Annotated in this window: 18 protein-coding genes, 3 rRNA genes and 1 pseudogene; 9 read left to right on the top strand and 13 right to left on the bottom strand. The window is 69.4% G+C overall.

The window, feature by feature from the left end; genetic code table 11:
- Positions 1-555 (bottom strand): thiamine pyrophosphate-dependent enzyme, encoded by a 555-nt coding sequence (locus O7635_RS37975; protein ID WP_278085314.1) that lies wholly within the window; start codon positions 553-555, stop codon positions 1-3.
- Entirely contained in the window at positions 552-1,133 is a 582-nt protein-coding gene (locus O7635_RS37980) for a thiamine pyrophosphate-binding protein (RefSeq protein WP_278085315.1), read from the bottom strand. Before O7635_RS37980 ends, O7635_RS37975 begins: the two co-directional genes overlap by 4 nt.
- A 324-nt stretch (positions 1,134-1,457) precedes the next feature.
- On the opposite strand from O7635_RS37980, the gene ileS reads away from it, so the two are divergent.
- Together ileS and O7635_RS37990 are read left to right on the top strand one after the other, a co-directional pair.
- Positions 1,458-4,577 (top strand): isoleucine--tRNA ligase, encoded by a 3,120-nt coding sequence (gene ileS / locus O7635_RS37985; RefSeq protein WP_278085316.1) that lies wholly within the window; start codon positions 1,458-1,460, stop codon positions 4,575-4,577.
- A gap of 79 nt (positions 4,578-4,656) precedes the next feature.
- The gene (locus O7635_RS37990; RefSeq protein ID WP_278085317.1) at positions 4,657-5,343 is read left to right on the top strand and encodes a lysophospholipid acyltransferase family protein; all 687 of its coding nucleotides are present in this window, start codon (positions 4,657-4,659) and stop codon (positions 5,341-5,343) included.
- A gap of 6 nt (positions 5,344-5,349) precedes the next feature.
- Here O7635_RS37990 and O7635_RS37995 read toward each other — a convergent pair whose 3' ends face one another.
- On the bottom strand, positions 5,350-6,285 hold the full coding sequence (locus tag O7635_RS37995; protein ID WP_278085318.1) for a UbiA family prenyltransferase: 936 nt from the start codon (positions 6,283-6,285) through the stop codon (positions 5,350-5,352).
- A gap of 81 nt (positions 6,286-6,366) precedes the next feature.
- Positions 6,367-7,623 (bottom strand): vanadium-dependent haloperoxidase, encoded by a 1,257-nt coding sequence (locus tag O7635_RS38000; RefSeq protein WP_278085319.1) that lies wholly within the window; start codon positions 7,621-7,623, stop codon positions 6,367-6,369.
- Positions 7,624-7,809: 186 nt separating this feature from the next.
- On the opposite strand from O7635_RS38000, the gene O7635_RS38005 reads away from it, so the two are divergent.
- Positions 7,810-8,229: a VOC family protein gene (locus O7635_RS38005; protein WP_278085320.1), complete on the top strand. Its 420-nt coding sequence runs from the start codon at positions 7,810-7,812 to the stop codon at positions 8,227-8,229.
- Position 8,230: 1 nt separating this feature from the next.
- On the opposite strand, the gene O7635_RS38010 is transcribed toward O7635_RS38005, so the two are convergent.
- Positions 8,231-9,367: an ROK family transcriptional regulator gene (locus O7635_RS38010; RefSeq protein WP_278085321.1), complete on the bottom strand. Its 1,137-nt coding sequence runs from the start codon at positions 9,365-9,367 to the stop codon at positions 8,231-8,233.
- Positions 9,368-9,554: 187 nt separating this feature from the next.
- On the opposite strand from O7635_RS38010, the gene O7635_RS38015 reads away from it, so the two are divergent.
- The 3 genes from O7635_RS38015 to O7635_RS38025 are packed head-to-tail and all read left to right on the top strand — an operon-like array spanning position 9,555 to position 12,574.
- Positions 9,555-10,787: an extracellular solute-binding protein gene (locus O7635_RS38015; protein WP_278085322.1), complete on the top strand. Its 1,233-nt coding sequence runs from the start codon at positions 9,555-9,557 to the stop codon at positions 10,785-10,787.
- Positions 10,788-10,796: 9 nt separating this feature from the next.
- Positions 10,797-11,660, top strand: coding sequence for a sugar ABC transporter permease (locus O7635_RS38020; protein WP_278085323.1), 864 nt, complete (start codon positions 10,797-10,799; stop codon positions 11,658-11,660).
- Entirely contained in the window at positions 11,660-12,574 is a 915-nt protein-coding gene (locus O7635_RS38025; RefSeq protein WP_278085324.1) for a carbohydrate ABC transporter permease, read from the top strand. Before O7635_RS38020 ends, O7635_RS38025 begins: the two co-directional genes overlap by 1 nt.
- Here the strand turns inward: O7635_RS38025 and O7635_RS38030 are convergent.
- Both O7635_RS38030 and ndk read right to left on the bottom strand, forming a co-directional pair.
- The gene (locus O7635_RS38030; RefSeq protein WP_278085325.1) at positions 12,567-13,421 is read right to left on the bottom strand and encodes a GNAT family N-acetyltransferase; all 855 of its coding nucleotides are present in this window, start codon (positions 13,419-13,421) and stop codon (positions 12,567-12,569) included. The two genes, O7635_RS38025 and O7635_RS38030, sit on opposite strands and share 8 nt — an antisense overlap.
- A 286-nt stretch (positions 13,422-13,707) precedes the next feature.
- Positions 13,708-14,127 carry a nucleoside-diphosphate kinase gene (ndk, locus tag O7635_RS38035; RefSeq protein WP_278085326.1) on the bottom strand — a complete coding sequence of 140 codons (420 nt, stop codon included), beginning with the start codon at positions 14,125-14,127 and terminating at the stop codon, positions 13,708-13,710.
- 1,648 nt (positions 14,128-15,775) lie between these two features.
- Between ndk and O7635_RS38040 the strand changes: the two are divergent.
- Together O7635_RS38040 and O7635_RS38045 are read left to right on the top strand one after the other, a co-directional pair.
- Positions 15,776-16,147 (top strand): annotated as a pseudogene (locus tag O7635_RS38040) (VOC family protein); the annotation flags it as partial.
- Between the two features lie 2 nt (positions 16,148-16,149).
- Entirely contained in the window at positions 16,150-16,533 is a 384-nt protein-coding gene (locus tag O7635_RS38045) for a VOC family protein (protein WP_278085684.1), read from the top strand.
- On the opposite strand, the gene O7635_RS38050 is transcribed toward O7635_RS38045, so the two are convergent.
- The 3 genes from O7635_RS38050 to O7635_RS38060 are packed head-to-tail and all read right to left on the bottom strand — an operon-like array spanning position 16,530 to position 21,093.
- On the bottom strand, positions 16,530-17,171 hold the full coding sequence (locus tag O7635_RS38050) for a DUF4233 domain-containing protein (protein WP_278085327.1): 642 nt from the start codon (positions 17,169-17,171) through the stop codon (positions 16,530-16,532). The two genes, O7635_RS38045 and O7635_RS38050, sit on opposite strands and share 4 nt — an antisense overlap.
- Positions 17,168-18,493 carry a folylpolyglutamate synthase/dihydrofolate synthase family protein gene (locus O7635_RS38055; RefSeq protein ID WP_278085328.1) on the bottom strand — a complete coding sequence of 442 codons (1,326 nt, stop codon included), beginning with the start codon at positions 18,491-18,493 and terminating at the stop codon, positions 17,168-17,170. Before O7635_RS38055 ends, O7635_RS38050 begins: the two co-directional genes overlap by 4 nt.
- Positions 18,490-21,093: a valine--tRNA ligase gene (locus tag O7635_RS38060; RefSeq protein ID WP_278085329.1), complete on the bottom strand. Its 2,604-nt coding sequence runs from the start codon at positions 21,091-21,093 to the stop codon at positions 18,490-18,492. Before O7635_RS38060 ends, O7635_RS38055 begins: the two co-directional genes overlap by 4 nt.
- Positions 21,094-21,163: 70 nt before the next feature.
- On the opposite strand from O7635_RS38060, the gene O7635_RS38065 reads away from it, so the two are divergent.
- Positions 21,164-21,913 (top strand): hypothetical protein, encoded by a 750-nt coding sequence (locus O7635_RS38065; protein ID WP_278085330.1) that lies wholly within the window; start codon positions 21,164-21,166, stop codon positions 21,911-21,913.
- A 93-nt stretch (positions 21,914-22,006) separates the two neighbouring features.
- On the opposite strand, the gene rrf is transcribed toward O7635_RS38065, so the two are convergent.
- From rrf to O7635_RS38080, 3 genes are all read right to left on the bottom strand, one after another.
- Positions 22,007-22,123, bottom strand: a 5S ribosomal RNA gene (rrf, locus tag O7635_RS38070).
- A 93-nt stretch (positions 22,124-22,216) separates the two neighbouring features.
- A 23S ribosomal RNA gene (locus O7635_RS38075) occupies positions 22,217-25,328 on the bottom strand.
- A gap of 366 nt (positions 25,329-25,694) precedes the next feature.
- Positions 25,695-25,858: ribosomal RNA gene (locus O7635_RS38080) — 16S ribosomal RNA — on the bottom strand; the annotation flags it as partial.

Below are 25,858 nucleotides of genomic sequence, written 5' to 3' on the forward strand. Positions count from 1 at the left end.
TCACTCGAGGTCGAGCTGCCGCAGGTTCGTGTGGGCCAGCTCGATGATCTCGTCGGCGTTGCCCGAAAGGATGGTCCGCGTCGCGTACAGGGTGAAGCCCTTGATCTGGCCGTAGGTGAGCTTGGGCGGCAGCGACAGCTCCTGGCGGGCGGTGCGCACGTCGACCAGCGCGGGCCCGTTGTGGGCGAGGGCGCCGCGCACGGCGGCTTCCAGCTGGTCGTCGGTGTCGACGCGGGCCGCGAACAGCCCGGCGGCCTCGGCGATGGCGGCGAAGTCAGGATCGAGCAGCTCGGTGGCGTAGGTGACGATGCCCGCGGCCTTCATCTCCAGCTCGACGAAGGACAGGGCCCGGTTGTTGAACACGACGACCTTGACCGGCAGCCGTTGCTGGCGCAGCGTGAGCAGCTCGCCGAGGAGCATGGCCAGCCCGCCGTCGCCGGCCAGCGCGACGACCTGCCGGTCGCGGTCGGCGGCCTGCGCGCCCATCGCCTGCGGCAGGGCGTTGGCCATGCTGCCGTGGGTGAACGAGCCGATTAGCCGGCGCCGCCCGTTCATGTGGCGAGCGCCGCGTCGTCCGGCCGGACCACGGCCTCCGCCCGGCGCACCGCGCCCGGCCACGGCCCGCCGGACTCGTCGGCGAGGAAGATCTCCCCTGGAACGACGAGCACGGCGACACCGCGGCGCTGCAGCGCGGCCCGCATCGCCATCTCCAACAGCCGCGGCACCTGGGACGGGATGCTGACCAGCTCGCAGTAGACGCTGCATTCGGCGAACAGCTGCTGCGGACGGGTCTCCTGGAAGTAACCGCTGCCGATCTCGTCCCGGGGGATGTGGGCCGCGATCGCGAGGACCGGCACGCCGCTGCGGTTGGCGTCGTACAGGCCGTTGATCAGGTGCAGGTTGCCGGGCCCGCAGCTGCCGGCGCAGACGGCCAGCTGGTCGGTGATCGCGGCCTCCCCGGCCGCGGCGAACGCGGCCGCCTCCTCGTGGCGCACGTGCTCCCACGCCAGCCCGCCGTCGCGGCGCAGGGCATCCGTGAAGCCGTTGAGCGAGTCGCCGGGGATGCCGTAGACCCGCCGCACGCCGGACGCCTTCAGCGTCGCCACCATCGCCTGCGCCACCGTACGCGCCATGTCCGCTTCACCCCGCCACCGATTCTCGCCCGGGACGGCGGCGCGGCCTCCGGATATCGAGGAATAACTCGCGCGCGGGCATTGCTGGTGGTCAGGTAGCCTTGTGTGCGACAGGCGATGACCCGGCCATCACCGGTGAGCCTCCGGAAGAACGGATCTTCGGATCTCACTAGAACCGGACGGGTTCGGCCCGTTACAGCCGGCCAACGAGCGGGTGGTCGCGCCTTGACCACCAAGCGGGGTGGTACCGCGGCCCTTCGTCCCCCGAAGGGTCGTCCTCGCAGTCCACGACGTGTGTGAGCTGTTCGAGGAGATTGACCACCGATGGCCTATCCCAAGCACGAGAGCAAGCCGGGCGTCCCGGCGAGCCCCGACCTGCCCGCGGTCGAGCGGCGTGTGCTGGAGCACTGGACGGCCGACAAGACCTTCGAAGCCTCCGTCGAGCTCCGCGACGCGGGCGTCAACGGCGACAACGAGTTCGTCTTCTACGACGGCCCCCCGTTCGCTAATGGCCTCCCCCACTACGGCCACCTCTTCACCGGTTACGTGAAGGACGTGGTCCCCCGTTACCAGACGATGCGCGGCAAGCGCGTGGAGCGGCGGTTCGGGTGGGACACCCACGGGCTGCCGGCCGAGGTCGTCGCCGAGAAGCAGCTCGGGATCACCACCAAGGCCGAGATCGTCGACCTGGGCGTGGAGCGGTTCAACGAGGTGTGCCGCACCTCGGTTCTGCAGTACACGCAGGACTGGGAGCGCTACGTCACCCGCCAGGCCCGCTGGGTCGACTTCACCAACGACTACAAGACGCTCGACCTGTCCTACATGGAGAGTGTCATGTGGGCGTTCAAGAGCCTGCACGACAAGGGTCTGGTCTACGAGGGCTTCAAGGTGCTGGCCTACTGCTGGCGCTGCGAGACCCCGCTGTCCAACACCGAGACACGGATGGACGACGTCTACCGCGACCGGCACGACCCCTCGCTGACCGTCTGGTTCACCCTCGACAGCGGCGAGAGGCTGGCGGTCTGGACCACCACGCCGTGGACGCTGCCGTCCAACCTGGCGGTGGCGGTCGGCCCCGACATCGAGTACGCCGAGTTCACCGACGACGCCGGCCAGGTCTACCTCGTCGGGGCGGCCCGCACCGACTACTACGCGCGCGAGCTGGAGGGGTTCGCCCGCACCGGCACCCGCCGCGGCGCCGACCTGGTCGGCAAGCGCTACACGCCGCTGTTCGACTTCCTGGTCGACCGGGGCGGCCCCAACGCGTTCCAGATCCTCGGTGGCGAGTTCGTCACGACGGAGGACGGCACCGGGGCCGTGCACATGGCGCCCGCCTTCGGTGAGGAGGACCAGAACGCCTGCAACGCGGCCGGCATCCCGACCGTGGTGACGGTCGACGACCACACGCGGTTCACGGCGCTCGTTCCCCCGTACGAGGGAATGCAGGTGTTCGAGGCCAACAAGCCGGTGACGCGTGACCTCAAGGAGCGCGGCGTCGTGGTGCGGCAGGAGACCTACACGCACTCCTACCCGCACTGCTGGCGGTGCGACACCCCGCTGGTCTACAAGGCCGTGTCGTCGTGGTTCGTCCAGGTCACCAAGTTCAAGGACCGGATGGTCGAGCTCAACCAGCAGATCGACTGGACGCCGGCGCACGTCAAGGACGGCTCGTTCGGCAAGTGGCTGGCCAACGCCCGCGACTGGTCGATCAGCCGCAACCGGTTCTGGGGCTCGCCGATCCCGGTGTGGAAGTCCGACGACCCGAACTACCCGCGGGTCGACGTCTACGGCTCACTCGACGAGCTCGAGCGCGACTTCGGCGTGCGGCCGGCGGACCTGCACCGGCCCGGCATCGACAACCTGACGCGGCCGAACCCGGACGACCCGACCGGTCAGTCGACGATGCGGCGCGTACCCGAGGTGCTCGACTGCTGGTTCGAGTCCGGGTCGATGCCGTTCGCCCAGGTGCACTACCCGTTCGAGAACGCGGACTGGTTCGAGCACCACTACCCGGGTGACTTCATCGTCGAATACATCGGGCAGACGCGCGGCTGGTTCTACACCATGCACGTGCTGGCCACCGCGCTGTTCGACCGGCCGGCGTTCCGCACCTGCGTCAGCCACGGGATCCTGCAGGGCTCCGACGGGCGCAAGATGAGCAAGAGCCTGCAGAACTACCCGGACGTCTACTACGTCTTCGACGAGTACGGCTCCGACGCGATGCGGTGGATGCTCATGTCGTCGCCGGTGCTGCGGGGCGGCGACATGCCCGTCACGGAGCCGGCGATCCGCGACACGGTGCGGCAGGTGCTGCTTCCACTGTGGAACGTCTGGTACTTCTTCTCGCTCTACGCCAACGCCGACGGCTACGAGGCGGTGCGCCGGGTCGACTCGACGCACCTGCTCGACCGCTACGCGCTGGCCAAGACGCGGGAGCTGGTCGAGACGGTCACCCGGCAGATGGACGCGTACGACATCTCGGGCGCCTGCCTGACCGTGCGCACGTTCCTGGACGCGCTGACCAACTGGTACGTGCGCCGGTCGCGCGACCGGTTCTGGGCCGGCGACCGGGACGCGTTCGACACGCTCCACACGGTGCTGGAGACGTTGACCCGGGTGATGGCGCCGCTGGCGCCGCTGACGGCGGAGGAGGTGTGGCGCGGGCTGACCGGCGAGCGGTCGGTGCACCTCACCGACTGGCCGTCGGCCGACGAGTTCCCGGCCGACCACGACCTGGTCGCGGCCATGGACGCCGTGCGCGACCTCGTGTCGTCGGCGCTGTCGGTGCGCAAGGCCAAGGGCCTGCGGGTGCGGCTGCCGCTGCCGTCGCTGACGGTGGCGACGCCGGACGCCGCGGTGCTGCGGCCGTTCGCCGACCTGGTGACCGACGAGGTCAACGTGAAGTCGGTGGAGTTCACCGACGACGTGGCCGCCCACTGCGAGCGGGTGCTCACGGTCGTGCCGCGGGCGCTCGGCCCGCGGGTCGGCGGCGCGGTGCAGCAGGTGATCAAGGCGGTCAAGGCCGGCGAGTGGTCGCTGGTCGAGGGCCAGCCGGTCGCCGCGGGGGTGACGCTGCAGGAGGGTGAGTACGACCTGAAGCTGGTCGCCGCCGATCCGGACAACTCGGCCACGCTGCCGGGCGGCGAGGGCGTGGTCGTGCTCGACAGCGCGGTCACCCCGGAGCTGGCCGCCGAGGGCGTCGCGCGCGACGTGGTCCGGGTCGTCCAGCAGGCCCGCCGCGACGCGGACCTCGACGTGTCCGACCGGATCCGGGTGGAGCTCAACGGCTCGGCCGCGGTCCGGGCGGCGGTCGAGACCCACCGCGACTTCGTCGCCCGGGAGGTCCTGGCCGACGAGGTCACCTTCGGGGCCGGCGCTTCGGCGGGCTTCACGGGCGAGGTCGGCGACGGCGAAACGGTCCGGGTGACGGTGACGCGGCGTTAAGGCCTTTTCGTCCACTCGCGGGCGGGGGCGGTGTCGGTTACGGTGACACCGCCCACGCTGCGAGGACCCGGAGGACCCGTTGCCCCTGCTCTACACGATCGGCTACTACACCGTGGGCACTGCCATGCGGCGGGGTTGGGCGCCGAAGGTCGAAGGGCTCGAGAACGTGCCCGCCACCGGCGGCGCGATCGTCGCCGGCAACCACCTGTCGGTGGCCGACGAGCTCATCCTCGGCTCGGTCATCCCCCGCCACATCGCATTCTGGGCGAAAGCGGAATACTTCACCGGTGCGGGCCTCAAGGGCTGGTTCAGCCGCTCGGTGATGACCGGCATCGGCGCGATCCGCGTCGAACGCGCGGGCGGCCGCGCGGCCCTGAGCGCCTTCGACGGCGCGATCCCGGTGCTCAAGTCGGGTGACCTGGTCGCCATCTACCCCGAGGGCACCCGCTCCCCCGACGGCCGCCTCTACCGCGGCCGCACCGGCGTGGCCCGGCTCGCGCTGGCGGCCGGCGTACCGATCATCCCGGTGGGCTTCATCGGCACCGACAAGCTCCAGCCGATCGGCCACCGCATCCCCCGCTTCGAGCGCGGCACGGCCACGGTCAAGTTCGGCAAGCCGATCGAGGTCGAGGGCCGCGGCAACGACAGCACGTCGCTCCGCCAGATCACCGACGAGGTGATGACCGCGATCCAGGAGATGACGGGCCAGGAGTACGTGCCGCGCTACGCCCCGATGCTCCGCGTCGGCACCCCCCAGGCGGAGTAGGCGCCGTCAACCGGCCCGGGTGTAGGCGACGAGGAAGTCGGTCGCCGGCACCGCGAAGGCCAGCGCCACGACCGCGAGCCGGACGATCGACGGGCGGCGGGTGAGGTACGCGTACACCGCGACCAGCGCCGGGATCGTGATCGTCTGCAGCAGCCAGCCGTCGCGGGCGACGAGCACGCCGAGGTGGCAGCAGGCGAGCCAGACGGCGTTGGCCAGCACCCAGGCGGCCAGGCCCGCGCGGTAGCACGCGGCGGCGTTCCACCGCACCGCCGCGGTCGCGCAGCCGGCCGCGCGGTCGGCCGCCCGGTCGATGACCGTCGTCGGCAGGTAGAGCGCGCCGCCGAGGAGCACGCCGAGCACCACCAGGACGGGCGGGTAGTCGAGGACGGGGCGGTGCAGCGCCCAGCCGCCGAGCGGGCCGAGCACCCCGACGGTGACCGCGTTGACCGTCACGTCCCAGCCGGGGCGGGCCTTGAGGCGGACGGGCGGGACGCTGTAGAGCCAGCCGAGCACGAGCACCGCCGCGGTGCCGGCGAGCAGCACGGGGCCGGCGACGGCCGCGGCCACCAGGGCACCGGCGGCACACCAGCCGGCGCACCGGCGCAGGTCGGCCGGGGTCAGCACGCCGGTCACCAGCGGGGCCGTGGCCTTGCGGGGGTTGCGGCGGTCGGTGGGCAGGTCGTGCAGGTCGTTGAGGGCGAACACGAACCCCCAGAGAAACGGCCCGAGCACGAGCCCGACCGCGACCGTCCCCGCCATCGCCGGCGCGGCGGGCAGCCAGTCGCCGCTCGCGAGCACCGCGCCGAAGGCGCCACCGCCCCAACCGAGGGGCCAGAACCAGGGCCGGGTCAACCGCACGACGGCCCAGGCGCGTACGAGCCGCCGGGGCCGGACAACGGTTTCGGACCGGACGAGGGGCGGAGCCGCGACAGCGCTGGTCATGCCACCGACGCTAGAAGCGCGCGGGACGCACCTGATCACCTCGGCGAGCGATCCCGCTCCCCCGCGCGGGGGAGATCACGGTCAGCGGAGCGGGCGGAAGTAGCGGTCCGCCGCCCAGCCGGCCACCTCGTGGCCCATGCGCACGCCCGCCGTGTCGGCCGAGCGGAAGTGGATGCCCAGCCAGACGCGGGCGTCGACCACGTCCTGGTCCAGGGCACGCCCGGAGACGTAGGACCGTGTCACGCCCGGCACCGCCGTCGAGGTCAGGGTCAGCCTCAGCCACCGTGTGTCGAGCACCTCCGCCAAGGCCGCGGTGAAGGCGCCGGACGCCGCCGAGTAGCCGCTCACCCAGTCCGGATAGGGCGGCGTCGCGATCATGGGTGTCCAGGTCGGGTCCGGGGTCGTGGCCGGGTTGCCGTCGGTGTCCGCCAGCGCGATCGCGGTGACCGGGCGCCAGTAGGCGTAGCGGTACTTCGAGTGCCAGACCGAGATCGCCGTGTCGGCGAGGCTCATGTCGACCGCCGCGAACATCCGGGCGGCGGCGGCCAGGCTCAGGCCGCGCAGCGCCACCTGGTCGCGCAGGGCCGCGTTGAACTGGACGACCACGTTGCCCGCGAAGAAGCGGGCCGTGTCGGTCTGGGCCGGCGTCCGGACCGTCGACGTCGCGCTGCCGAGGGCCTTCACCTCGGCGAACTCGCGGGCGTAGCGGGCCGAGCCGAGGGCCGGCGGCGGACCCGGCGTGCCGAACTGGGCGCCGTCGCGGACGAGCAACGGGCGCACCGCGCCCAGCCACGGCACGGCGAACGGCGCCAGGGCCGGCGGGGTGGGGCGCCACACGCCCGGGGCCGGCGGCCGGGTGTAGGACACCGGCGCGTTGCGGCCGTCGTCGGCCCGCTGCCGGATCAGCGTGTCGGCGGCTAGCTCGCCGAAGGCGACGCCGGCGGCCTTGGCCGGGCCGTCCGGGATCCGCGACAGCGACGCGGCGTACGCGGCATCCAATGTGGACGAGGCCGCAGGCGAGTAGGTGACGAGCACCCGGTGTGCGGCCGCGACCGCGGCGGCCGGTGCCGAGGCCCGGTGCGGCGCGCGGGCGCGGAACCGGTAGGGCTCGTAGCCGCCGGTGATGCCGACGACCGCGTTGTAGACGGCCGCGTGCACGAAGCCCATGTAGAGCAGCCCCTCGGGCTGCGACCTGGTCGGGTCGCCGACCAGGGTGGTGACCGCGATCGCGTTCCACTCGGCGACCACCGCCGGGTCGTCCCGCGAGGACGCCGCCGCGGGGGCGGCGACGGACGCCAGCACCAGGGCACAGACGAGGACCAGACCACGAGCGCGCATCTCGACCACCTCGGCTCCGCGCGCGTACGAAAGCTGCCCGGGATGCTTCTCCGATGATCTAGGTCGGTCAATGGCTGTCGCCCGGAAGGATGACCCGATCGATCAGTTTCGGAGAAGCCGCCGCCGAGCCGGGTTTCCTAACCTGGCGGTGTCCGCACCGACGCGCACGCGAGGAGCACCAAGGCGATGATCACGAAGCTGAACGTCACGTCCATCTACGTGCTGGACAAGGACGAGGCGCTGGACTTCTACGTCGACAAGCTCGGTCTGGAGAAGGGCAACGACGTCCGGCAGGGCGACTACCGCTGGCTGACCGTACGCGTCCCCGGCGCCGACGGCACCGAGATCTCCCTGGAGGAACCGGGCGCCCCACTGCACGACGAGGCGACCGCCCGCCAGCTCCGGGAGCTCGTGGCCAAGGGCGCGCTGACCGGCCTGGTCCTCATCACGGACGACATCCAGCAGCTCTTCGACACCCTGAAGGCGCGCGGTGTCACCGACTTCACGCAGGAGCCGACCGCGCACTTCTACGGCACCGACATGGGCCTGCGGGACCCGTTCGGCAACCCGATCCGGATTCTCCAGCAGGGAGACGCCACCGCCTGACTCACCCGACGTACGACTGGATCGCGGTGACCGCGGCCCCGCGCGCCCATGCGTCGAAGCCGCCGGGATGCACCTCGACGGCGACGGGGTCAGCGGCCGGATCCCGGTCGGCGGCCAGACCGTCGGCCATCGCGGCCGCGGCGACCGAGGCGAGCCGGATGCCGTCGCCGGAGAGCACCACCAGCGGCGCCATGGTCAGGTTGGCGACCATCGCGACCAGCCGGCCCAGCGCGCGCCCGGCGTCGTGCACCACCCGCGCGGCAACCGGGTCGCCGGCCTCGGCCATGTCGAGGCACTCGGCGTAGCCGGCGACGCGACCCCGGCCGACCGCCACCGCGTCCCGGATCTTGCCGCTGGCCAGCATCGCCTCGGCACAGCCCCGGTGGCCACGGGCGCAGAGCGGGCCGAGCGGGTCGAGCTGGAGGTGGGCGACGAGGCCCACGCCGGCGTCGTCGCTGTCCACCAGGCGATCGTGCACGACCAGGCCGTAGCCGACCCCCACGCCGATGGTGACCAGCGCGAACCGGTCACGGCCGCGGGCGGCGCCGAACCAGTGCGTGGCCCGGGTCAGCGCGAGCACGTCGTTGTCGACCACGGTGGGCGCCCCGGTCGCGGCGGCGACGAGACCACCTAGGTCGACCGGCTCGGCCCAACCGAAGTACGGCGCCGCCGTCACCGTGCGGTGGTCGGCCGCCCGCCCGCCGAGGCTCACCCCGACCCCGGTCAGCGCCTCACCGCCGGCGCAGGTGGCGACGAGCGACGCGACGCTCGCGACCACGTCGGCCGGCGACTTGCCGCGCAACGGAGCGTCCACTGTGGCCAGCACCGTGGAGCGCAGGTCGGCCAGCACGGCGTACCCGTGTGACCCGGTGAGCTTGACGCCCACGAACCGGTGCCCATCGGCGACCACGTCCAGCGGCGTCGACGGGCGCCCGACACCGCCCTCGCGGCCCGGGCCGACCGGCACGACCAGCCCGCCCGCCAGCAACGGCGCGACCAGCCGGGTCACGCTGCCGGCGGAGAGGCCGAGGCGGCGGGCGAGCGCCGTGCGGGACAGCGGGCCGTGCCGGAGCAGCTCGACGGCGGCGGCCCGGGTCGCGGGCGTCAGCGACGGCCAACCGGTTGAACCGTTGGACACCGGGTATCCCACCTCGATCGATCGGGTGTGCTCATGATGCCAGCCGATCTGTTTCTTGTGCATTCAAAGCAATGCACGCGCAGGATTCGCTATTTGCGGCATATCGCCAAGGGTTGACCGGGGACTTATTTTCGGCGTAGAAGTAAGTCAATGGTGACGTCCGTCACTGCCCGGAGGTGGTGTGCCCATGCCCCGCCGCATCGTCCGCGTCGTCGCCTGCCTCGCCACGGCCGCCCTGCTCGGCGGCTGCGGTGTCCTCGGCGCCGACGACGGCCGCACGACGCTCGACTTCTTCCAGTTCAAGCCCGAGGCCATCGAGACCTTCGACCGGCTGATCGCCGACTTCGAGCGGGAGCACCCCGACATCCACGTGGTGCAGAACCACGTGCCCAACGCCGACACCGCGATCCGCACCCGGCTGGTCCGCGACGACGTGCCCGACGTGATGACGCTCAACGCCAACGCGTCGTTCGGCGAGCTCGCCCGGGCCGGCGTCTTCTACGACTTCGCCCGCGAACCCGCGACCAGGACCGTCACCCCGGCGATCCTCGACATCATCAACGCGCTCGGCACCGCCAACCCCGGCGAGGTCAACGGGTTGCCGTTCGCCAGCAACGCCGACGGGGTGCTCTACAACAAGGCGCTGTTCGCGCAGCACGACGTCAAGGTGCCGACCACCTGGCAGGAGCTGATCGCGGCGGCCGAGACGTTCAAGGCGGCCGGTGTGACGCCGTTCTACGCCACGCTCAAGGAGTCCTGGACGGCGCTGCCGTCGTTCAACGCGCTCGCCGCCAACCTGCCGCCCGACGACTTCTGGGAGCAGCGGCGGGCCGGCGCGACCACCTTCGCCGACGCCTACGGCACCGTCGCGGACCGCTACCAGCAACTCTTCTCGTACGCCCAGCCCGACAAGCTCTCCCGCGGCTACAACGACGGCAACCAGGCGTTCGCCGAGGGCGAGACGGCCATGTACCTGCAGGGCATCTGGGCCATCCCGACGATCCGCGAGTTCGAGCCGGACTTCGACATCGGGGTGTTCCCGCTGCCGATGGACTCGCCGGCCGACACGCGGCTGGTGTCCGGTGTGGACGTCGCCATCACCTTGGGCCGCGAACCGTCCAACAAGGACGCCGCCATGACGTTCGTCAACTGGCTGATGCGGCCCGAGGTCGTCTCCGCGTACGCCGAGGACCAGAGCGCCGTCCCGCCGCTGCAGGCGCTCGAGCCGGCCGACGAGGCGCTCAAGGACCTCGTGCCCGTCTTCGCGAGCGGTCAGGTCACCGGGTTCGCCGACCACCAGATCCCGCCGGCGATCCCCTTGCCCCAGATCTGTCAGCAGTTCCTCATCGACGGCGACCGGGCGGCGTTCCTCGCGTCCCTCGACGACGAGTGGGACAAGTTCACCCGGCGACGCGGCTGAGGAGGCGAGATGACGCGTACGAACCGCACCTTCTACTGGATGGTCGTGCCCGCCTTCGTGTTGTTCTTCGTGTTCCACACGATCCCGGTGCTGCAGGGCGTCTTCTACAGCTTCACCGACTACGCCGGCTACGGCGACTGGAGCTTCGTCGGGTTCGACAACTACACCAACATCTTCGGTGACGAGCGGATCCGCGACTCGTACCTGTTCACCTTCCAGTTCGCGATCCTCAGCACGGTCCTCGTCAACGTGCTCGCGCTGGCGATCGCGATCGGCCTCAACGCGAAGATCAAGTTCCGGACGGCGTTGCGCGGCGTCTTCTTCCTCCCCAACGTGATGGCCATCCTGGTGGTCGGCTACATCTTCAACTACCTGTTCAGCTACACGCTCCCCTGGTTCGGCCAGAAGCTGGGCAGCGCCACGTTCTCGACGAGCATCCTGGCCAACGAGAACCTGGCGTGGCTGGCGATCGTGGTGTTCGCGGTCTGGCAGGCCACCGCCTTCGCCGTCATCCTCTACCTGGCGGGGCTGCAGACCATCCCGACCGAGTTGTACGAGGCCGCGTCCATCGACGGCGCCGGCGCCTGGCGGCAGTTCCGGCAGATCACGTTCCCGCTGATCGCCGCGTTCTTCACGATCAACATGGTGCTGTCGCTGAAGAACTTCCTGAACGTCTTCGACCACATCATCCCGCTGACCGACGGCGGCCCCGGCACGGCGACCGAGTCCATCTCGCTGGTCATCTACCGGGGCGGGTTCCAGGGCGGCGACTTCGCCTACCAGACGGCCAACGCGGTCGTGTTCTTCATCGTGATCGTCGCGTTCTCGCTGTTCCAGCTCCGCATCCTGATGCGCCGGGAGGTGCGTGCCTGATGACCACCGACGCCTTGACCCGAGCCACGCCGCCCGCCGCCGACGCGGAGCCGCCGCGCCGCCGGCTCTGGTCGCGCCGCTCGTCCGAGCCGCGGGAGAACTTCAAGGTCAACTGGTGGCTGACCGCGCTGATGTGCGTGCTGTCGCTGACCGTGCTGATCCCCTTGTACTTCGCGATCGTCACCGCCCTCAAGACCCCCGACGAGCTGACCGGCTCGGGCTTCGGGCTGCCGGGCGACCCGCGCTGGGCCAACTTCAGCGAGGCCTGGGAGCTGACCAACTTCCCACGGGCGGCGCTCAACAGCGCGCTCATCACGGTGGGCGCGGTGGTGCTGACGCTGCTGTCCAACTCGATGGTCGCGTATGCCATCAGCCGCAACTGGCATCGCCGCCGCTTCCGCATCCTGTTCTTCTATTTCGTCTCGGCGCTGTTCGTGCCGTTCCCGATCATCATGCTGCCCGTGGTGAAGCAGACCTCGCTGCTGTTCATGGACAACCAGATCGGCCTGATCTTCCTGTACGTGGTGTACGGGCTCGCCCTCAACGTCTTCATCTACGTCGGCTACCTCAACTCGATCCCGCGCGAGTTGGAGGAGGCGGCGATGACCGAGGGCGCGAGCGTCTGGACCACGTTCTGGCGGATCATCTTCCCGCTGCTGGCCCCGATCAACGCGACCGTCGGGATCCTGACCTGCCTGTGGGCGTGGAACGACTTCCTGCTGCCGCTGGTCGTGCTGTCGTCGCCGTCGGCGCAAACCCTGCCGCTCGTGCAGTACGTGTTCCAGGGCCAGTTCAGCACCAACTACACGCTGGCCTTCGCCTCCTACCTGATGGCGTTGGCCCCACTGGTCCTGGTCTACGTCTTCGCCCAGCGCTGGGTCATCTCCGGCGTGATGCGCGGCTCGGTCAAGTGACGTCTCTCCGGTAGGTGGCGAGGGTCTGCAGGTCGGTGAAGCCGAGGCGGGTGTAGAGCTCTCCCGCGCGTTCGGACTCCCAGCCGATCTTCAAGGTGGTGGCGCCGGCCCCGGCCAGGCGGTCGAGGCCGGCGCTGATCATCGCGTAACCGATGCCGCGGCCGGCGTGGGCGTCCTCGACGCGGACCGGCTCCACGAGCCCGACGCCGGTGAGGGGGTCGGGCCAGAAGAGCGCATAACCGGCGACGGTGTCGTCCGGCGCCAGCACCGCGAGGTCGCACCGGGGGTCGTAGAGGGTGGTCTGTCGCAGCCGCGCTTCGACGTCGGGTCCGTTGCGGCCGGCCATCGGATGCGGCGGCGTGCCGCGGCCCGCCCGGTCCACCAACCGGTAGCCCGCCGGCAGCGCGGCCACCGCCGGGCGGTCGCTCGCCGGCATCCAGCCCGACCACACGTCGTCCTCGCGTGCGAAACCGTGCTCTTCGTAAAAGGCGGCCAGCTCCAGGTCGTCGACCGGCACGAGCGCCTCGACGGTCGCTTCGCGCTGGTCGAGCTGGGCCAGGGCGGGCCGGGCCAGGTCGTCGAACGGCAGGGTCAACCCTGGCAGCCGGATGAGGTCGAGCGACCAGGCCTGTGTCGAGTCGGTCAACAGCGCCGCGGCGACCGGCAGGCCGTCGTCGTCGAACCAGACCGGCGTCTGGATCTCGTCCGTGGCGCGCGGGCGGCGCCACCACCACTGCGGGTCGGCGGCCTCCCACACCCCGCTCTTGGGCGCCTCGACGCGGATCCGCTGCAGCAAGGCGGTCACCGCGGCCAACCGCTCCAGCCCCGACAACATTCCGTGGCGCAAGACCCGCTCCTGACCCGTCGAGCTCCGTCGATCTCGACGACCGCGCCAGTATGGTCCTCGCGGCGTGCCTCGGCTACCGCCTTTAAGGAACGGCCCCTTACTAACGCTTTCCGCGGAGGAACGGCCCGTTCCTCACGCTCGAGCGTGGCGCGGACGGCGACGGTCCGCGACGGCGCGTGGCCACCGCGGGCCTGGTCCGGGCGCGGACCTGGCAGCGAAGCGGAGCGAGCGGTCCCCGGCGGGAGCGACGGTCGTGCCCCCGGCGGACCCGGGACCGGCTGTTGGATCAGGCCCCGGGGAACCAGAGCGCGATCTCGCGCTTGGCGCTGTCGGGCGAGTCGGAGGCGTGCACGAGGTTCTCGCGGTTGGAGAGGCCGAGGTCGCCGCGGATGGTGCCGGCGGCGGCCTTGCGCGCGTCGGTGGCGCCGACCAGGGCGCGGACCACCTCGATGACGCTGTCGCCGCTGAGGATCAGGGCGACCAGCGGCGCGCTGGTCATGAACTCCTTGAGCGGCGGGTAGAACGGCTTCTCGACGTGCTCGGCGTAGTGCGCGTCGGCGAGGTCCGCGTCCATCCGGCGGTGGGCCAGGGCGTCGATGGTCAGGCCCTTGCGCTCGAAGCGGCTCAGGATCTCGCCGACGAGGCCGCGGCGGACCGCGTCTGGCTTGATCAGCACGAGCGTGCGCTCGACCGGGCTGCTGGACACGTTGAACACCCTCCTGACGCTGGGGTGTTCATGCTACCGATGGCCGATCACCTGCCCCCGGCCGGCTCTTCCCTATGCGGGCGGCCTGGGCCTAGCCTTCTTGGTGACTCAGGGGAGGTCCACTGTGGCGAACGGCAACCGCCGCCCGCTGGCACCGGTTCGGAAGCTGTTCGCCGCGGTGCTGGGCACCTGTGCGCTGTTCGTGGTCCTGTTCGGGATCGGGATGCAGAGCCTGGCGATCGTGGCGCTCGGCATCGCGCTGATCGTGCTGGCGGTCGGGCTGGTGCTGGTCACCACGATCCGCGGCGGGGCGCGCGCCTGGGTCGCCGGCACCGCCCACGTGCACAGTGTCTCCGAGCCACCCGCGTCGTCGGTGTTCGGGCGCTGTGAGCTGCAGGTACTCGTCGACGCGCCCGGCGTGGCCGGCCGCCTCGTGCGGATGCGCGACCCGCGGGTGCCGGTCGCCAAGTGGCCTGACGTCGGCGCCAGCCTGCCCATCATGGTGGCCATCGACGACCCGCGGCACATCCGGATCCTCTGGGACGAGGTGCTCACCCACGCCGAGGCCGCCCTGGTCCGCGAGACCGACCTGGGGCCTGTCTCCGACATCGGGCCAGTCTCCGGGCCGATTCCCGCGGACGACGATCGGTGGCCGCGGCCGGACGACGGCTACACGGCGGCGCCGGTCGAGACCATCGAGACGACGACGGCCGACCTGACCGACGAGCTGAGCGGGCTGCGGGAGCCGGCGGAGCCGGTGGTCGTCCACCAGACGCCCGGCGGTCCGATCGTGGTCGAGGGGACGCTGGTCGAGCCGGCGGAGGCACCCGTGCCGCCGTTGGCGCGGCGGGCTCGGCCTGATCCGCATCGCACGCGGGCGGAGCGGGCGGACGAGCGATCCGGGGGTACGGGTACGGCTACCGCTACCGTCCCGCCGCCGGCTGAGGTGCCGGGGCAGCGGGGGGCGGCCGGGCCCAACACCGCGCGGCCAGACGACGTGTTCGACCAGGACGCGGCGTGGGCTGATCCGATCTTCACCGAGCGGCGGGTCAGTCGGCCGGCCAGTCGCGGGTCCGCGGATGCGGAGGCTGAGGCGGAGGCCGAGGCCGGGTCTGAGGGCGAGGCGCGGGCGGAGGGCGACGTGGCCGCGGCCGGGTCGGAGAACGACATCCGGTCGGACGCCGGCGGCTCGGCCCGCTCCGGCGCCGTCGTCGACGCTCCGGCGCAGGGCTCGCAGGCCGAGACCGGCTCCGACAGGGATGCCCGCTCCGCGGAAGCTGAGGCCGGCGCCAACAGCGAGGTTGACGATGCGGACCGGTCGACGGACAGTGCGGCGGTAGCCGACCAGGCCGCGGACGACGACGCGGCGACCGACGAAGCCCGGTCTCCGCGAGCTGGTGAGGCGGCTGGCGAGAGCGGCGACCCGGTTCTCGACGAGGAAGGCTGGGCGACCGGCGCGCGATCGGGCCAGGCGGCCCCGGCTGCGGCGGCTGCTGCCACCGCGGCGGCGGCCGCGCCGATCGCCGACGAACCCGAGCCACCGAAGACCCCGCGCAACGGCACCGAGCGCGACACCGACGAGGACGACCAGTTCGCCGACCTGTTCACCGCGTACCCGAGCGCCCGCCCCGGCGCCGCCGGCGCCACCATCCACGGCGTCGGCCTGACCTTCCTGGTCCGCGACCTCCAGCGCTCGATCGCCTTCTACCGGGATATGCTCGGCTTCCAGGAGATCGACGGCGGGGAACGCAACGCCGTCCTGGCATCGGGCGACACCCGGATGGTCCTGCGGGAGATCAAGGACGCCTCACCGGTCAACCGGCGGCTCGTCCACCTCAACCTCGAGGTCGGCGACGTGATGACGGTCTACGAGGACCTGCGGGCGAAGGGGGTCCGGTTCACGTACCCGCCGCGGGTCGTCAACCGGGGCGCCAAGCTCGAGCTCTGGGCCGCGGCGTTCCGCGACCCCGACGGACACGGCATCGCGATCACCCAGTGGCGCAGTCGTGAGAACGGATGACGATGCCACCGACGATCCTCAACGTCACCATCGACTCCACGGACGCGTTCGCGTTGGCCAGCTTCTGGGGCAAGGTCATGTCGGCGCCGTTGGCCGACGACGATCTCCCCGGCGACCCGGAGTGCAGCATCTCGCTGCCCACGGGGCTTCACCTGTACTTCCAGACGGTGCCCGAACCCAAGACGACGAAGAACCGCGTGCACATCTGCCTGCGCCCGGATGTGCCGCGCGACGAGGAGGTGGCCCGCGTCCTCGCGATCGGCGCCACGATCGTCGACGACCGCCGCGACCCGCCTCCTGGAGAGGACGGCGGTTGGGTCGTCTTCGCGGACCCCGAGGGCAACGAGTTCTGCGTGCTACGCAGTGCCGCGGAGCCGCACCCCTAACCGAGGATCGACCGGCGCACGTGCAGCACGTAGAGCCAGACCAGGCCGAAGATCAGGCCCAGCGCGAAAAGCGTCCAGTGCAGAAAACCACCAACAAGCAACGCCACCTGTACGGCGGTTCCGGCCGGCCAGGCCCATGCCCGGCGCAGCATCCCGCACAGCACGAAACAGGCGATGACCAGCCCGACAAGCGTCCACACGGCCGCGGCGCCGGCGCCGTCACCGAGCACGCGGATCGGCTGGATCGCCAGCAACAGCACCACGCCCTGCAACCCCAACGCGGCCGCGCCCATCCCGCGCACGGCGGCCACCGGATTCCGCAACCCGGACCGCCGATAACCCGGCGGCAACCCGTCATCCCCTGACCCCGCGCCACCCGCCGGACCGCCGGCCGACGGTCCGACGTCGACGCCATCCGCGCCGGCGCCGTGAGCGGCAGCCGACGATCCGGCGCCGTCCGCGCCGGCCACCTGACCGACAGCCGGCGACGCCGTGTTGGCAGCAGCCGGCGATCCGGCGCTGGCGCCGTAACCGCCGGTCGGCGACGCGCCAGCGTCGTCCGCGTCCCGCGGCGCCTCGGCGTCGCCGTTGGGCCGCTGCGTCGGCGGCGCCGGCTCGTGTCGGGTCTCGTCGGTCATCGCTTCAGCAACGTTCGTGCCTCGGCCACCGTGAAGACCGAACCGGTGACGAGGACGCCTACCCCGCTCAGCTCCCCCTCGACGTCGCTCTCGGCCAGCACGACGGCGGCCTCGATCGCGTCGGGCATGTTGGCGGCCGTCTCGACCCGCTCCGGGCCGAACACCTCGGCCGCCAGCGCCGCGAGCTCGTCGACCGGCATCGCGCGCGGTGAGTTGTTGCGGGTGACCACGACAGCGTCGACGACCGGCTCGAGCAGGTCGAGGATGCCCGTCACGTCCTTGTCGGCCAGCACGGCCACGACCGCGACCAGCTTGCTGAACGCGAACTCCTCCTGCAGCGCGGTGACCGTGGCGGCCATGCCGTGCGGGTTGTGCGCGCCGTCGAGCAGGATGGTCGGGGCGCTGCGGACCCGCTCGAGGCGGCCCGGCGACGACGTGTTGGCGAAGCCCTCGCGGACCGTCTCCACCACCAGCTGGCGGTCGGCCCCGGCCCCCAGGAACGCCTCCACCGCGGCCAGGGCGAGCGCGGCGTTCTGGGCCTGGTGGGCACCGTGCAGCGGCAGGAAGATCTCGTCGTACTCGCCGCCCAGGCCCTGCAGTGTGATCACCTGGCCGCCGACGGCGAGCGACCGGCGCAGCACGCCGAACTCGCCGCCCTCGCGAGCGATCGTCGCGCCGACCTCGGCGCACCTCTCCAGCAACGGCCGGGCGGCGTCCTCGGTCTGCGCGGCGGTGATCACCGTGGCGCCCTTGTGGATGATGCCGGCCTTGGCCCAGGCGATCTCCTCGATCGTGTCGCCGAGCCACTCGGTGTGGTCGAGGCCGATCGGCGTGATCACGCAGACGCCGGCCTGGATCACGTTGGTCGAGTCGTCGGCGCCGCCGAGCCCGACCTCGACGACCGCGACCTCGACCGGCGCGTCGGCGAACGCGGCGAACGCGAGGGCCGTGGTCATGTCGAAGTACGTCAGCGGCTCCTCGTGCCGGTCGTCGACCAGCGCGGCCAGCGGCTCGACCTCGCGATAGACCGAGACGAACCGCTCCTCGGAGATCGGCTCCCCGTCCAACGAGATCCGCTCCCGCACCGTCTCCAGGTGCGGGCTCGTGTAGCGCCCGGTGTGGATCCCGAACGCCCGCAGCAGCGAGTCGATCATCCGGGCGGTCGAGGTCTTGCCGTTGGTCCCGGTCAGATGGATCGACGGGTACGCCCGTTGCGGCGACCCGAGCAGGTCCAGCAGCTCTTCGATCTTGCTCAGGTCGAACACCATGCGGACGTTGCCGCGCGCCCCGAGGGCGGCGTCAACCTCCTGGAACTCCGTCATGCCGCAAGCGCCTCCAGGGCCGCGCCGATCCGGGCCAGGTCGGCCTCGGCGGTGGCGAGCCGCTCCTTGATCTTGTTGACCACGTGCTCCGGCGCCTTGCCGACGAACGCCTGGTTGCCGAGCTTGGCCCGGCACTGGGCGGCCTCCTTCTCGGCGGCGGCGCGGTCCTTCTCGAGCCGGGCCCGCTCGGCCGCGACGTCGATCGCGCCGCGGGTGTCGAGACCGACCCGCACCCCACCGGCGACCGACAGCGTCGCGGAGGCCGAGAAGTCGGCACCGGCGTCGTCGAGCCGGGCGAGCGACCTGATCAGTCCTTCGTGCGGCGCGACCACGCCGAGCCCGTCGAGCCGCGCGGCGACCCGCTGTGACGGGCGCAGGCCCTGGTCGGAGCGGAAACGGCGGATCTCGGTGACCACCCGTTGCAGGGCGTCGACCTCGGCCTCGGCGTCGTCGTCGACCAGCGCCTTGTCCAGCTGCGGCCAGGCCGCGCGCGCCACGGTGCCGGCGCCGTGCAGGGCGATCCACAGCTCGTCGGTGACGAACGGGATCACCGGGTGCAGCAACCGCAGCAGCTGGTCGAGCACGTGGCCGAGCACCCGCCGGCTCGCGTCGGCCGCCGGGCCGCCGGCCGCGAGGACGGGCTTGCTCAGCTCGACGTACCAGTCACAGACGTCGTCCCACGCGAAGTGGTAGAGCACGTCGCAGATCTTGGCGAACTCGAAGCGCTCGAACTGCTCGTCGACCTCGTCGATGACGTGCTCGAGCCGCGACAGTATCCACCGGTCGACGGTGGACAGCTCGGTCGGCAGCGGCCCGTCGACGTGCGCGCCGTTCATCAGCGCGAACCGGGTCGCGTTCCAGAGCTTGTTGCAGAAGTTGCGGGAGCCCTGGCACCACTCCTCGCTGACCGGCACGTCCTGGCCGGGGTTGGCGCCGCGGGCCAGCGTGAACCGGGTCGCGTCGGCGCCGAAGCGGTCCATCCAGTCGAGCGGGTCGACCACGTTGCCGAACGACTTCGACATCTTCTTGCCGTGCTCGTCACGGACCATGCCGTGCAGCGCGATCACGTCGAAGGGCTGCTTGCCGTCCATCGCGTACAGGCCGAACATCATCATCCGCGCAACCCAGAAGAACAGGATGTCGTAGCCCGTGACCAGCACGCTGGTCGGATAGAAGCGCTGCAGGTCGGGCGTCTGCTCGGGCCAGCCGAGTGTCGAGAACGGCCAGAGACCGCTGGAGAACCAGGTGTCGAGTACGTCGGTGTCCTGCTCCCAGCCGGCGCCCGGCGGCTCCTCGTCGGGGCCGACGCAGCGCACCTCGCCGTCCGGGCCGTACCAGACCGGGATCCGGTGTCCCCACCACAGCTGGCGCGAGATGCACCAGTCGTGCATGTTGTCGACCCACGCGAAGTAGCGCTTCGACATGTCCTCGGGGTCGATCCGGACCCGGCCGTCGCGCACGGCGTCGCCGGCCGCCTTGGCCAGCGGGCCGGTGTTGACGAACCACTGCAACGACAGCCGCGGCTCGACGGTGGTGCGGCAGCGGGAGCAGTGCCCGACCGCGTGCACGTAAGGGCGCTTCTCGGCGACGATCAGCCCCTGCTCGCGCAGCGCGGCGACGACCGCCGGGCGGGCCTCGAACCGGTCCAGACCTTCGAACGGTCCGGGTACGGTGAGCACGCCGCGCTCGTCCATCATCGTGATGCTGGGCAGGTCGTGGCGCTGCCCGATCTCGAAGTCGTTGGGGTCGTGCGCCGGGGTCACCTTGACCGCGCCGGTGCCGAACGTCGGGTCCACGTGCTCGTCGCCGACCACCGGGATGCGCCGGCCGGTCAGCGGGAGCTCGACCTCGGTGCCGATCAGGTGCCGGTAGCGCTCGTCGTCGGGGTGCACCGCCACCGCGGTGTCGCCGAGCATCGTCTCCGCGCGGGTGGTCGCGACGACGATCTCGTCGCTGTAGCGGATCGAGACGAGCTCGCCCTCGTCGTCGGTGTGCACGACCTCGATGTCGCTGAGCGCGGTGAGGCAGCGCGGGCACCAGTTGATGATGCGGTTGGCCCGGTAGATCAGGCCGTCGTCGTACAACTTCTTGAACATGGTCTGCACGGCCCGCGACAGGCCCTCGTCCATGGTGAAGCGCTCGCGGCTCCAGTCGACGGAGTCGCCGAGCCGGCGCATCTGGCCGAGGATCGCGCCGCCGGACTCCGCCTTCCACTGCCAGACGCGCTCGACGAAGGCCTCGCGGCCGAGGTCGTGCCGCGACTTGCCCTCCTGGCCGAGCTGGCGCTCGACGAGGTTCTGCGTCGCGATGCCGGCGTGGTCCATGCCCGGGAGCCAGAGCGCCTCGAAGCCCTGCATCCGCCGGCGCCGGACCAGCGCGTCCATCAGGGTGTGCTCGAACGCGTGACCCATGTGCAGGGAACCGGTCACGTTCGGCGGCGGGATGACGATCGTGAACGGCGGCTTGTCGCTCGCCACGTCGGCGGTGAAGACACCGTCGGATACCCAGGCCTCGTAGCGCCGACTCTCTACGTCCGCCGGCGTGTATTGCGCCGGCAGGGTCGGTGTGGTGAGCTCACTGGTCTCCGGTGTCTGGGTCACCCGTGAAGTCTACGGAGCGTTCGCGCCGACCCCGCATGCGACCACCGCCTGTTCCGTTACGGTGGCGGGCATGTCGAACGACCGTTTCGAAGGCCGGCTCAGCGAGGGCCAGCTCAGCGAAGGCCGGCTCAGCGAGGGCCAGCTCAGCGAGGGCCGGCCCGGCCATTCCGCCGAAGAGGGCGAACCGATCGACGTCACGCCACCCGTCTGGGCTGCGCGGGACGACGAGCCGGAGGAGGAGCAGGGTCCGCGCCCACCGATGTCCCGACGGCGGAGGATCGTGCTGGCCTCGGTCGCGGCGATCGGTGTGGCCGGCCTGGCCGCGGTCGGCATCTGGGGCAGCCGGATCGCCTCCCAGCAGGACCCGACGATGTCGACGCCGGCGTCAGTGGCGGGGCTCCAGCTCAACGACAGCGCCGACGCGGCCGCGACGGCCGAGGACCTCAAGGCGGCGTTCGCCGCGGGCATCGACCTGAAGTCGAGCGTGGGCGCGGTCTACACGGATCCGGCGGCGGCCGACCGGAGCGTCCTCTTCTTCGGCGGTACGGCGTTGCTCTGGTCCCCCGGCAAGGACCTCGACACGCTGTTCGGGCTGATCGGCGACGAGTCGGGCGCCGTCCAGGGGGTCCACGAGGTGCCCGCCGGCTCCCTGGGTGGCGTGATGAAGTGCGGAACGACGGAGGTCGACGGCGGCGGCGCCATGGCGGTGTGCGGCTGGGCCGACCACGGCGCGACCGGAATGGCGCTGTTCCCGTCGCGGCCTGTCGACGAGGCGGCCAACCTGATGCGCGAGATGCGCGGCGCGGTGCAGAGCCGATAGTGAGCGTGTTAGGGCGCCCCGCTTCGGCGGGGCGCCCTTTTCGCGCAAACAAATTAGGGGCCACCTCGAATGAGGTGGCCCCTAATAGAAGAAGTCCGGCGGTGTCCTACTCTCCCACACCCTCCCGGGTGCAGTACCATCGGCGCTGGAGGGCTTAGCTTCCGGGTTCGGAATGTTTCCGGGCGTTTCCCCTCCGCCATGACCGCCGTAACTCTATCGACATATCAAACAACCATCGCTGTGAAGGCTAGCGGTGTGGTGTTTGTTTGTCGGGAGTTGCACAGTGGACGCGTAGCAGCTTTGTAGGTCAAGTCCTCGGCCTATTAGTACCGGTCAACTGAACCCGTTACCGGGCTTACATTTCCGGCCTATCAACCCAGTGGTCTAGCTGGGGGCCTTACCCCACGCGAACGTGGGTGGGATACCTCATCTTGAAGCGAGCTTCCCGCTTAGATGCTTTCAGCGGTTATCCCTTCCGAACGTAGCTAACCAGCCGTGCCCCTGGCGGGACAACTGGCACACCAGAGGTTCGTCCGTCCCGGTCCTCTCGTACTAGGGACAGCCCTTCTCAAGTATCCTACGCGCACGGCGGATAGGGACCGAACTGTCTCACGACGTTCTAAACCCAGCTCGCGTACCGCTTTAATGGGCGAACAGCCCAACCCTTGGGACCTGCTACAGCCCCAGGATGCGACGAGCCGACATCGAGGTGCCAAACCATCCCGTCGATATGGACTCTTGGGGAAGATCAGCCTGTTATCCCCGGGGTACCTTTTATCCGTTGAGCGACACCGCTTCCACATGCCGGTGCCGGATCACTAGTCCCGACTTTCGTCCCTGCTCGACCTGTCAGTCTCACAGTCAAGCTCCCTTGTGCACTTACACTCAACACCTGATTGCCAACCAGGCTGAGGGAACCTTTGGGCGCCTCCGTTACTCTTTAGGAGGCAACCGCCCCAGTTAAACTACCCACCAGACACTGTCCCTGAACCGGATCACGGTCCGAAGTTAGATACCCGAATCAACCAGAGTGGTATTTCAAGATTGCCTCCACCCTAACTGGCGTTAGAGCTTCACCGGCTCCCACCTATCCTACACAAGTTAACTCAAATACCAATGTCAAGCTATAGTAAAGGTCCCGGGGTCTTTCCGTCCTGCCGCGCGTAACGAGCATCTTTACTCGTAATGCAATTTCGCCGGGCCTGTGGTTGAGACAGTAGGGAAGTCGTTACGCCATTCGTGCAGGTCGGAACTTACCCGACAAGGAATTTCGCTACCTTAGGATGGTTATAGTTACCACCGCCGTTTACTGGCGCTTAAGTTCTCCGCTTCGCCCCGAAGAGCTAACAGGTCCCCTTAACGTTCCAGCACCGGGCAGGCGTCAGTCCATATACATCGAATTACTTCTTCGCATGGACCTGTGTTTTTAGTAAACAGTCGCTTCCCCCTGGTCTCTGCGGCCATACCACGCTCCACAAGCGTGTTGCTTCACGTGTCCGGCCCCCCTTCTCCCTAAGTTACGGGGGCAATTTGCCGAGTTCCTTAACCACAGTTCGCCCGTCGCCTCGGTATTCTCTACCTGACCACCTGTGTCGGTTTGGGGTACGGGCCGCTAAGAACTCGCTAGAGGCTTTTCTCGGCAGCATAGGATCACTGACTTCACCTGAATCGGCTCGGCATCACGTCTCACCCTCAATGCGCCACGGATTTGCCTATGGCGCGGGCTACACGCTTACCCCGGCACAACCACCGGCCGGGATCAGCTACCTTCCTGCGTCACCCCATCGCTTGACTACTACCCACCAGGTTCCCACGCTCCCCTCAGTCAGTCCGAAGACCTTCCAAGGTTCGGGTGGTTAGCACAGTGAGGTTCATCAGGGTCGCTCTTTCGCGGGTACGGGAATATCAACCCGTTGTCCATCGACTACGCCTCTCGGCCTCGCCTTAGGTCCCGACTCACCCAGGGCGGATTAGCCTGGCCCTGGAACCCTTGGTCATCCGGCGGAAGGGTTTCTCACCCTTCTTGCGCTACTCATGCCTGCATTCTCACTCGCACCGCGTCCACAACTCGATCACTCGGCTGCTTCACCCGCGGCACGACGCTCCCCTACCCATCCACACACCTGGATCGCCACCTCAAGGGCAACGACCGGGTTCATGTGTGAATGCCACAGCTTCGGCGGTGTACTTGAGCCCCGCTACATTGTCGGCGCGGAACCACTTGACCAGTGAGCTATTACGCACTCTTTAAAGGGTGGCTGCTTCTAAGCCAACCTCCTGGTTGTCTAAGCGACCCCACATCCTTTTCCACTTAGCACACGCTTAGGGGCCTTAGCTGGTGATCTGGGCTGTTTCCCTCTCGACTACGAAGCTTATCCCCCGCAGTCTCACTGCCGCGCTCTCACTTACCGGCATTCGGAGTTTGGCTGATTTCGGTAAGCTTGTAGGCCCCCTAGACCATCCAGTGCTCTACCTCCGGCAAGAAACACGCGACGCTGCACCTAAATGCATTTCGGGGAGAACCAGCTATCACGGAGTTTGATTGGCCTTTCACCCCTAACCACAGGTCATCCCCCAACTTTTCAACGTTGGTGGGTTCGGCCCTCCACGCGGTCTTACCCGCGCTTCAGCCTGCCCATGGCTAGATCACTCCGCTTCGGGTCTAGAACATGCGACTCAAACGCCCTATTCGGACTCGCTTTCGCTACGGCTCCCCCACACGGGTTAACCTCGCCACATGCCACTAACTCGCAGGCTCATTCTTCAAAAGGCACGCCGTCACCCCTCAAGGCTCCGACGGATTGTAGGCGAACGGTTTCAGGTACTATTTCACTCCCCTCCCGGGGTACTTTTCACCATTCCCTCACGGTACTCGTCCGCTATCGGTCACCAGGAAGTATTCAGCCTTACCAGGTGGTCCTGGCAGATTCACGGCAGATTACAGGGGTCCGCCGCTACTCGGGAACAACCACAGAAGACCAGCCACTTTCACCTACCGGACTATCACCGTCTACGGTCGGCCTTTCCAGACCATTCGACTAGCAACTGGCTTTGTAACTCCTTGACTGGTTGTCAGCCCAGTCCGTGATGTCCCACAACCCCGACCACGCAACCCCTGACAGGTATCACACGCAACCGGTTTAGGCTCAATCCGCTTTCGCTCGCCACTACTCACGGAATCACTGTTGTTTTCTCTTCCTACGGGTACTGAGATGTTTCACTTCCCCGCGTTCCCTCCACACACCCTATGAATTCAGGTGCAGGTGACACCACATAACTGGTGCCGGGTTACCCCATTCGGACACCCTGGGATCACAGCTTGGTTGACAGCTCCCCCAGGCCTATCGCGGCCTCCCACGTCCTTCATCGGCTCCTGGTGCCAAGGCATCCACCGTTCGCCCTTGACAACTTGACCACAAAGATGCTCGCGTCCACTGTGCAATTCTCAACAAACAACCAACCCACAACCCCAAGCCCACCACCACAACCCGGACGCTGTGCGCCGGCGGTATGCGTGGACCAGGCCATGCCTGGCAGTCTCCAATCCAGAAAGAAACCCGCACCACAGTGCTTGTTCTTTCAGGACCCAACAGGGTGTTCATCATCAGATCCAGCCGCACCAACCCGCTCGTTCCACGCCATCCCGAAAGATGGCCGTACTAGAAGCGATCGTGGCCGTTGCCAGAAACTAACTCGCCAGTGTCTCCGCCATTGAGCACCCCCACCCCACATTCGGAGGTGGCGGGCTCCTACCCGACCTTCGCCGGGAGGTGCTCCTTAGAAAGGAGGTGATCCAGCCGCACCTTCCGGTACGGCTACCTTGTTACGACTTCGTCCCAATCGCCAGCCCCACCTTCGACGGCTCCCTCCACAAGGGTTGGGCCACCGGCTTCGGGTGTTGCCGACTTTCGTGACGTGACGGGCGGTGTGTACAAGGCCCGGGAA

The organism is Asanoa sp. WMMD1127, assembly GCF_029626225.1.
In the GTDB taxonomy this organism is placed as follows: Bacteria; Actinomycetota; Actinomycetes; order Mycobacteriales; family Micromonosporaceae; genus Asanoa.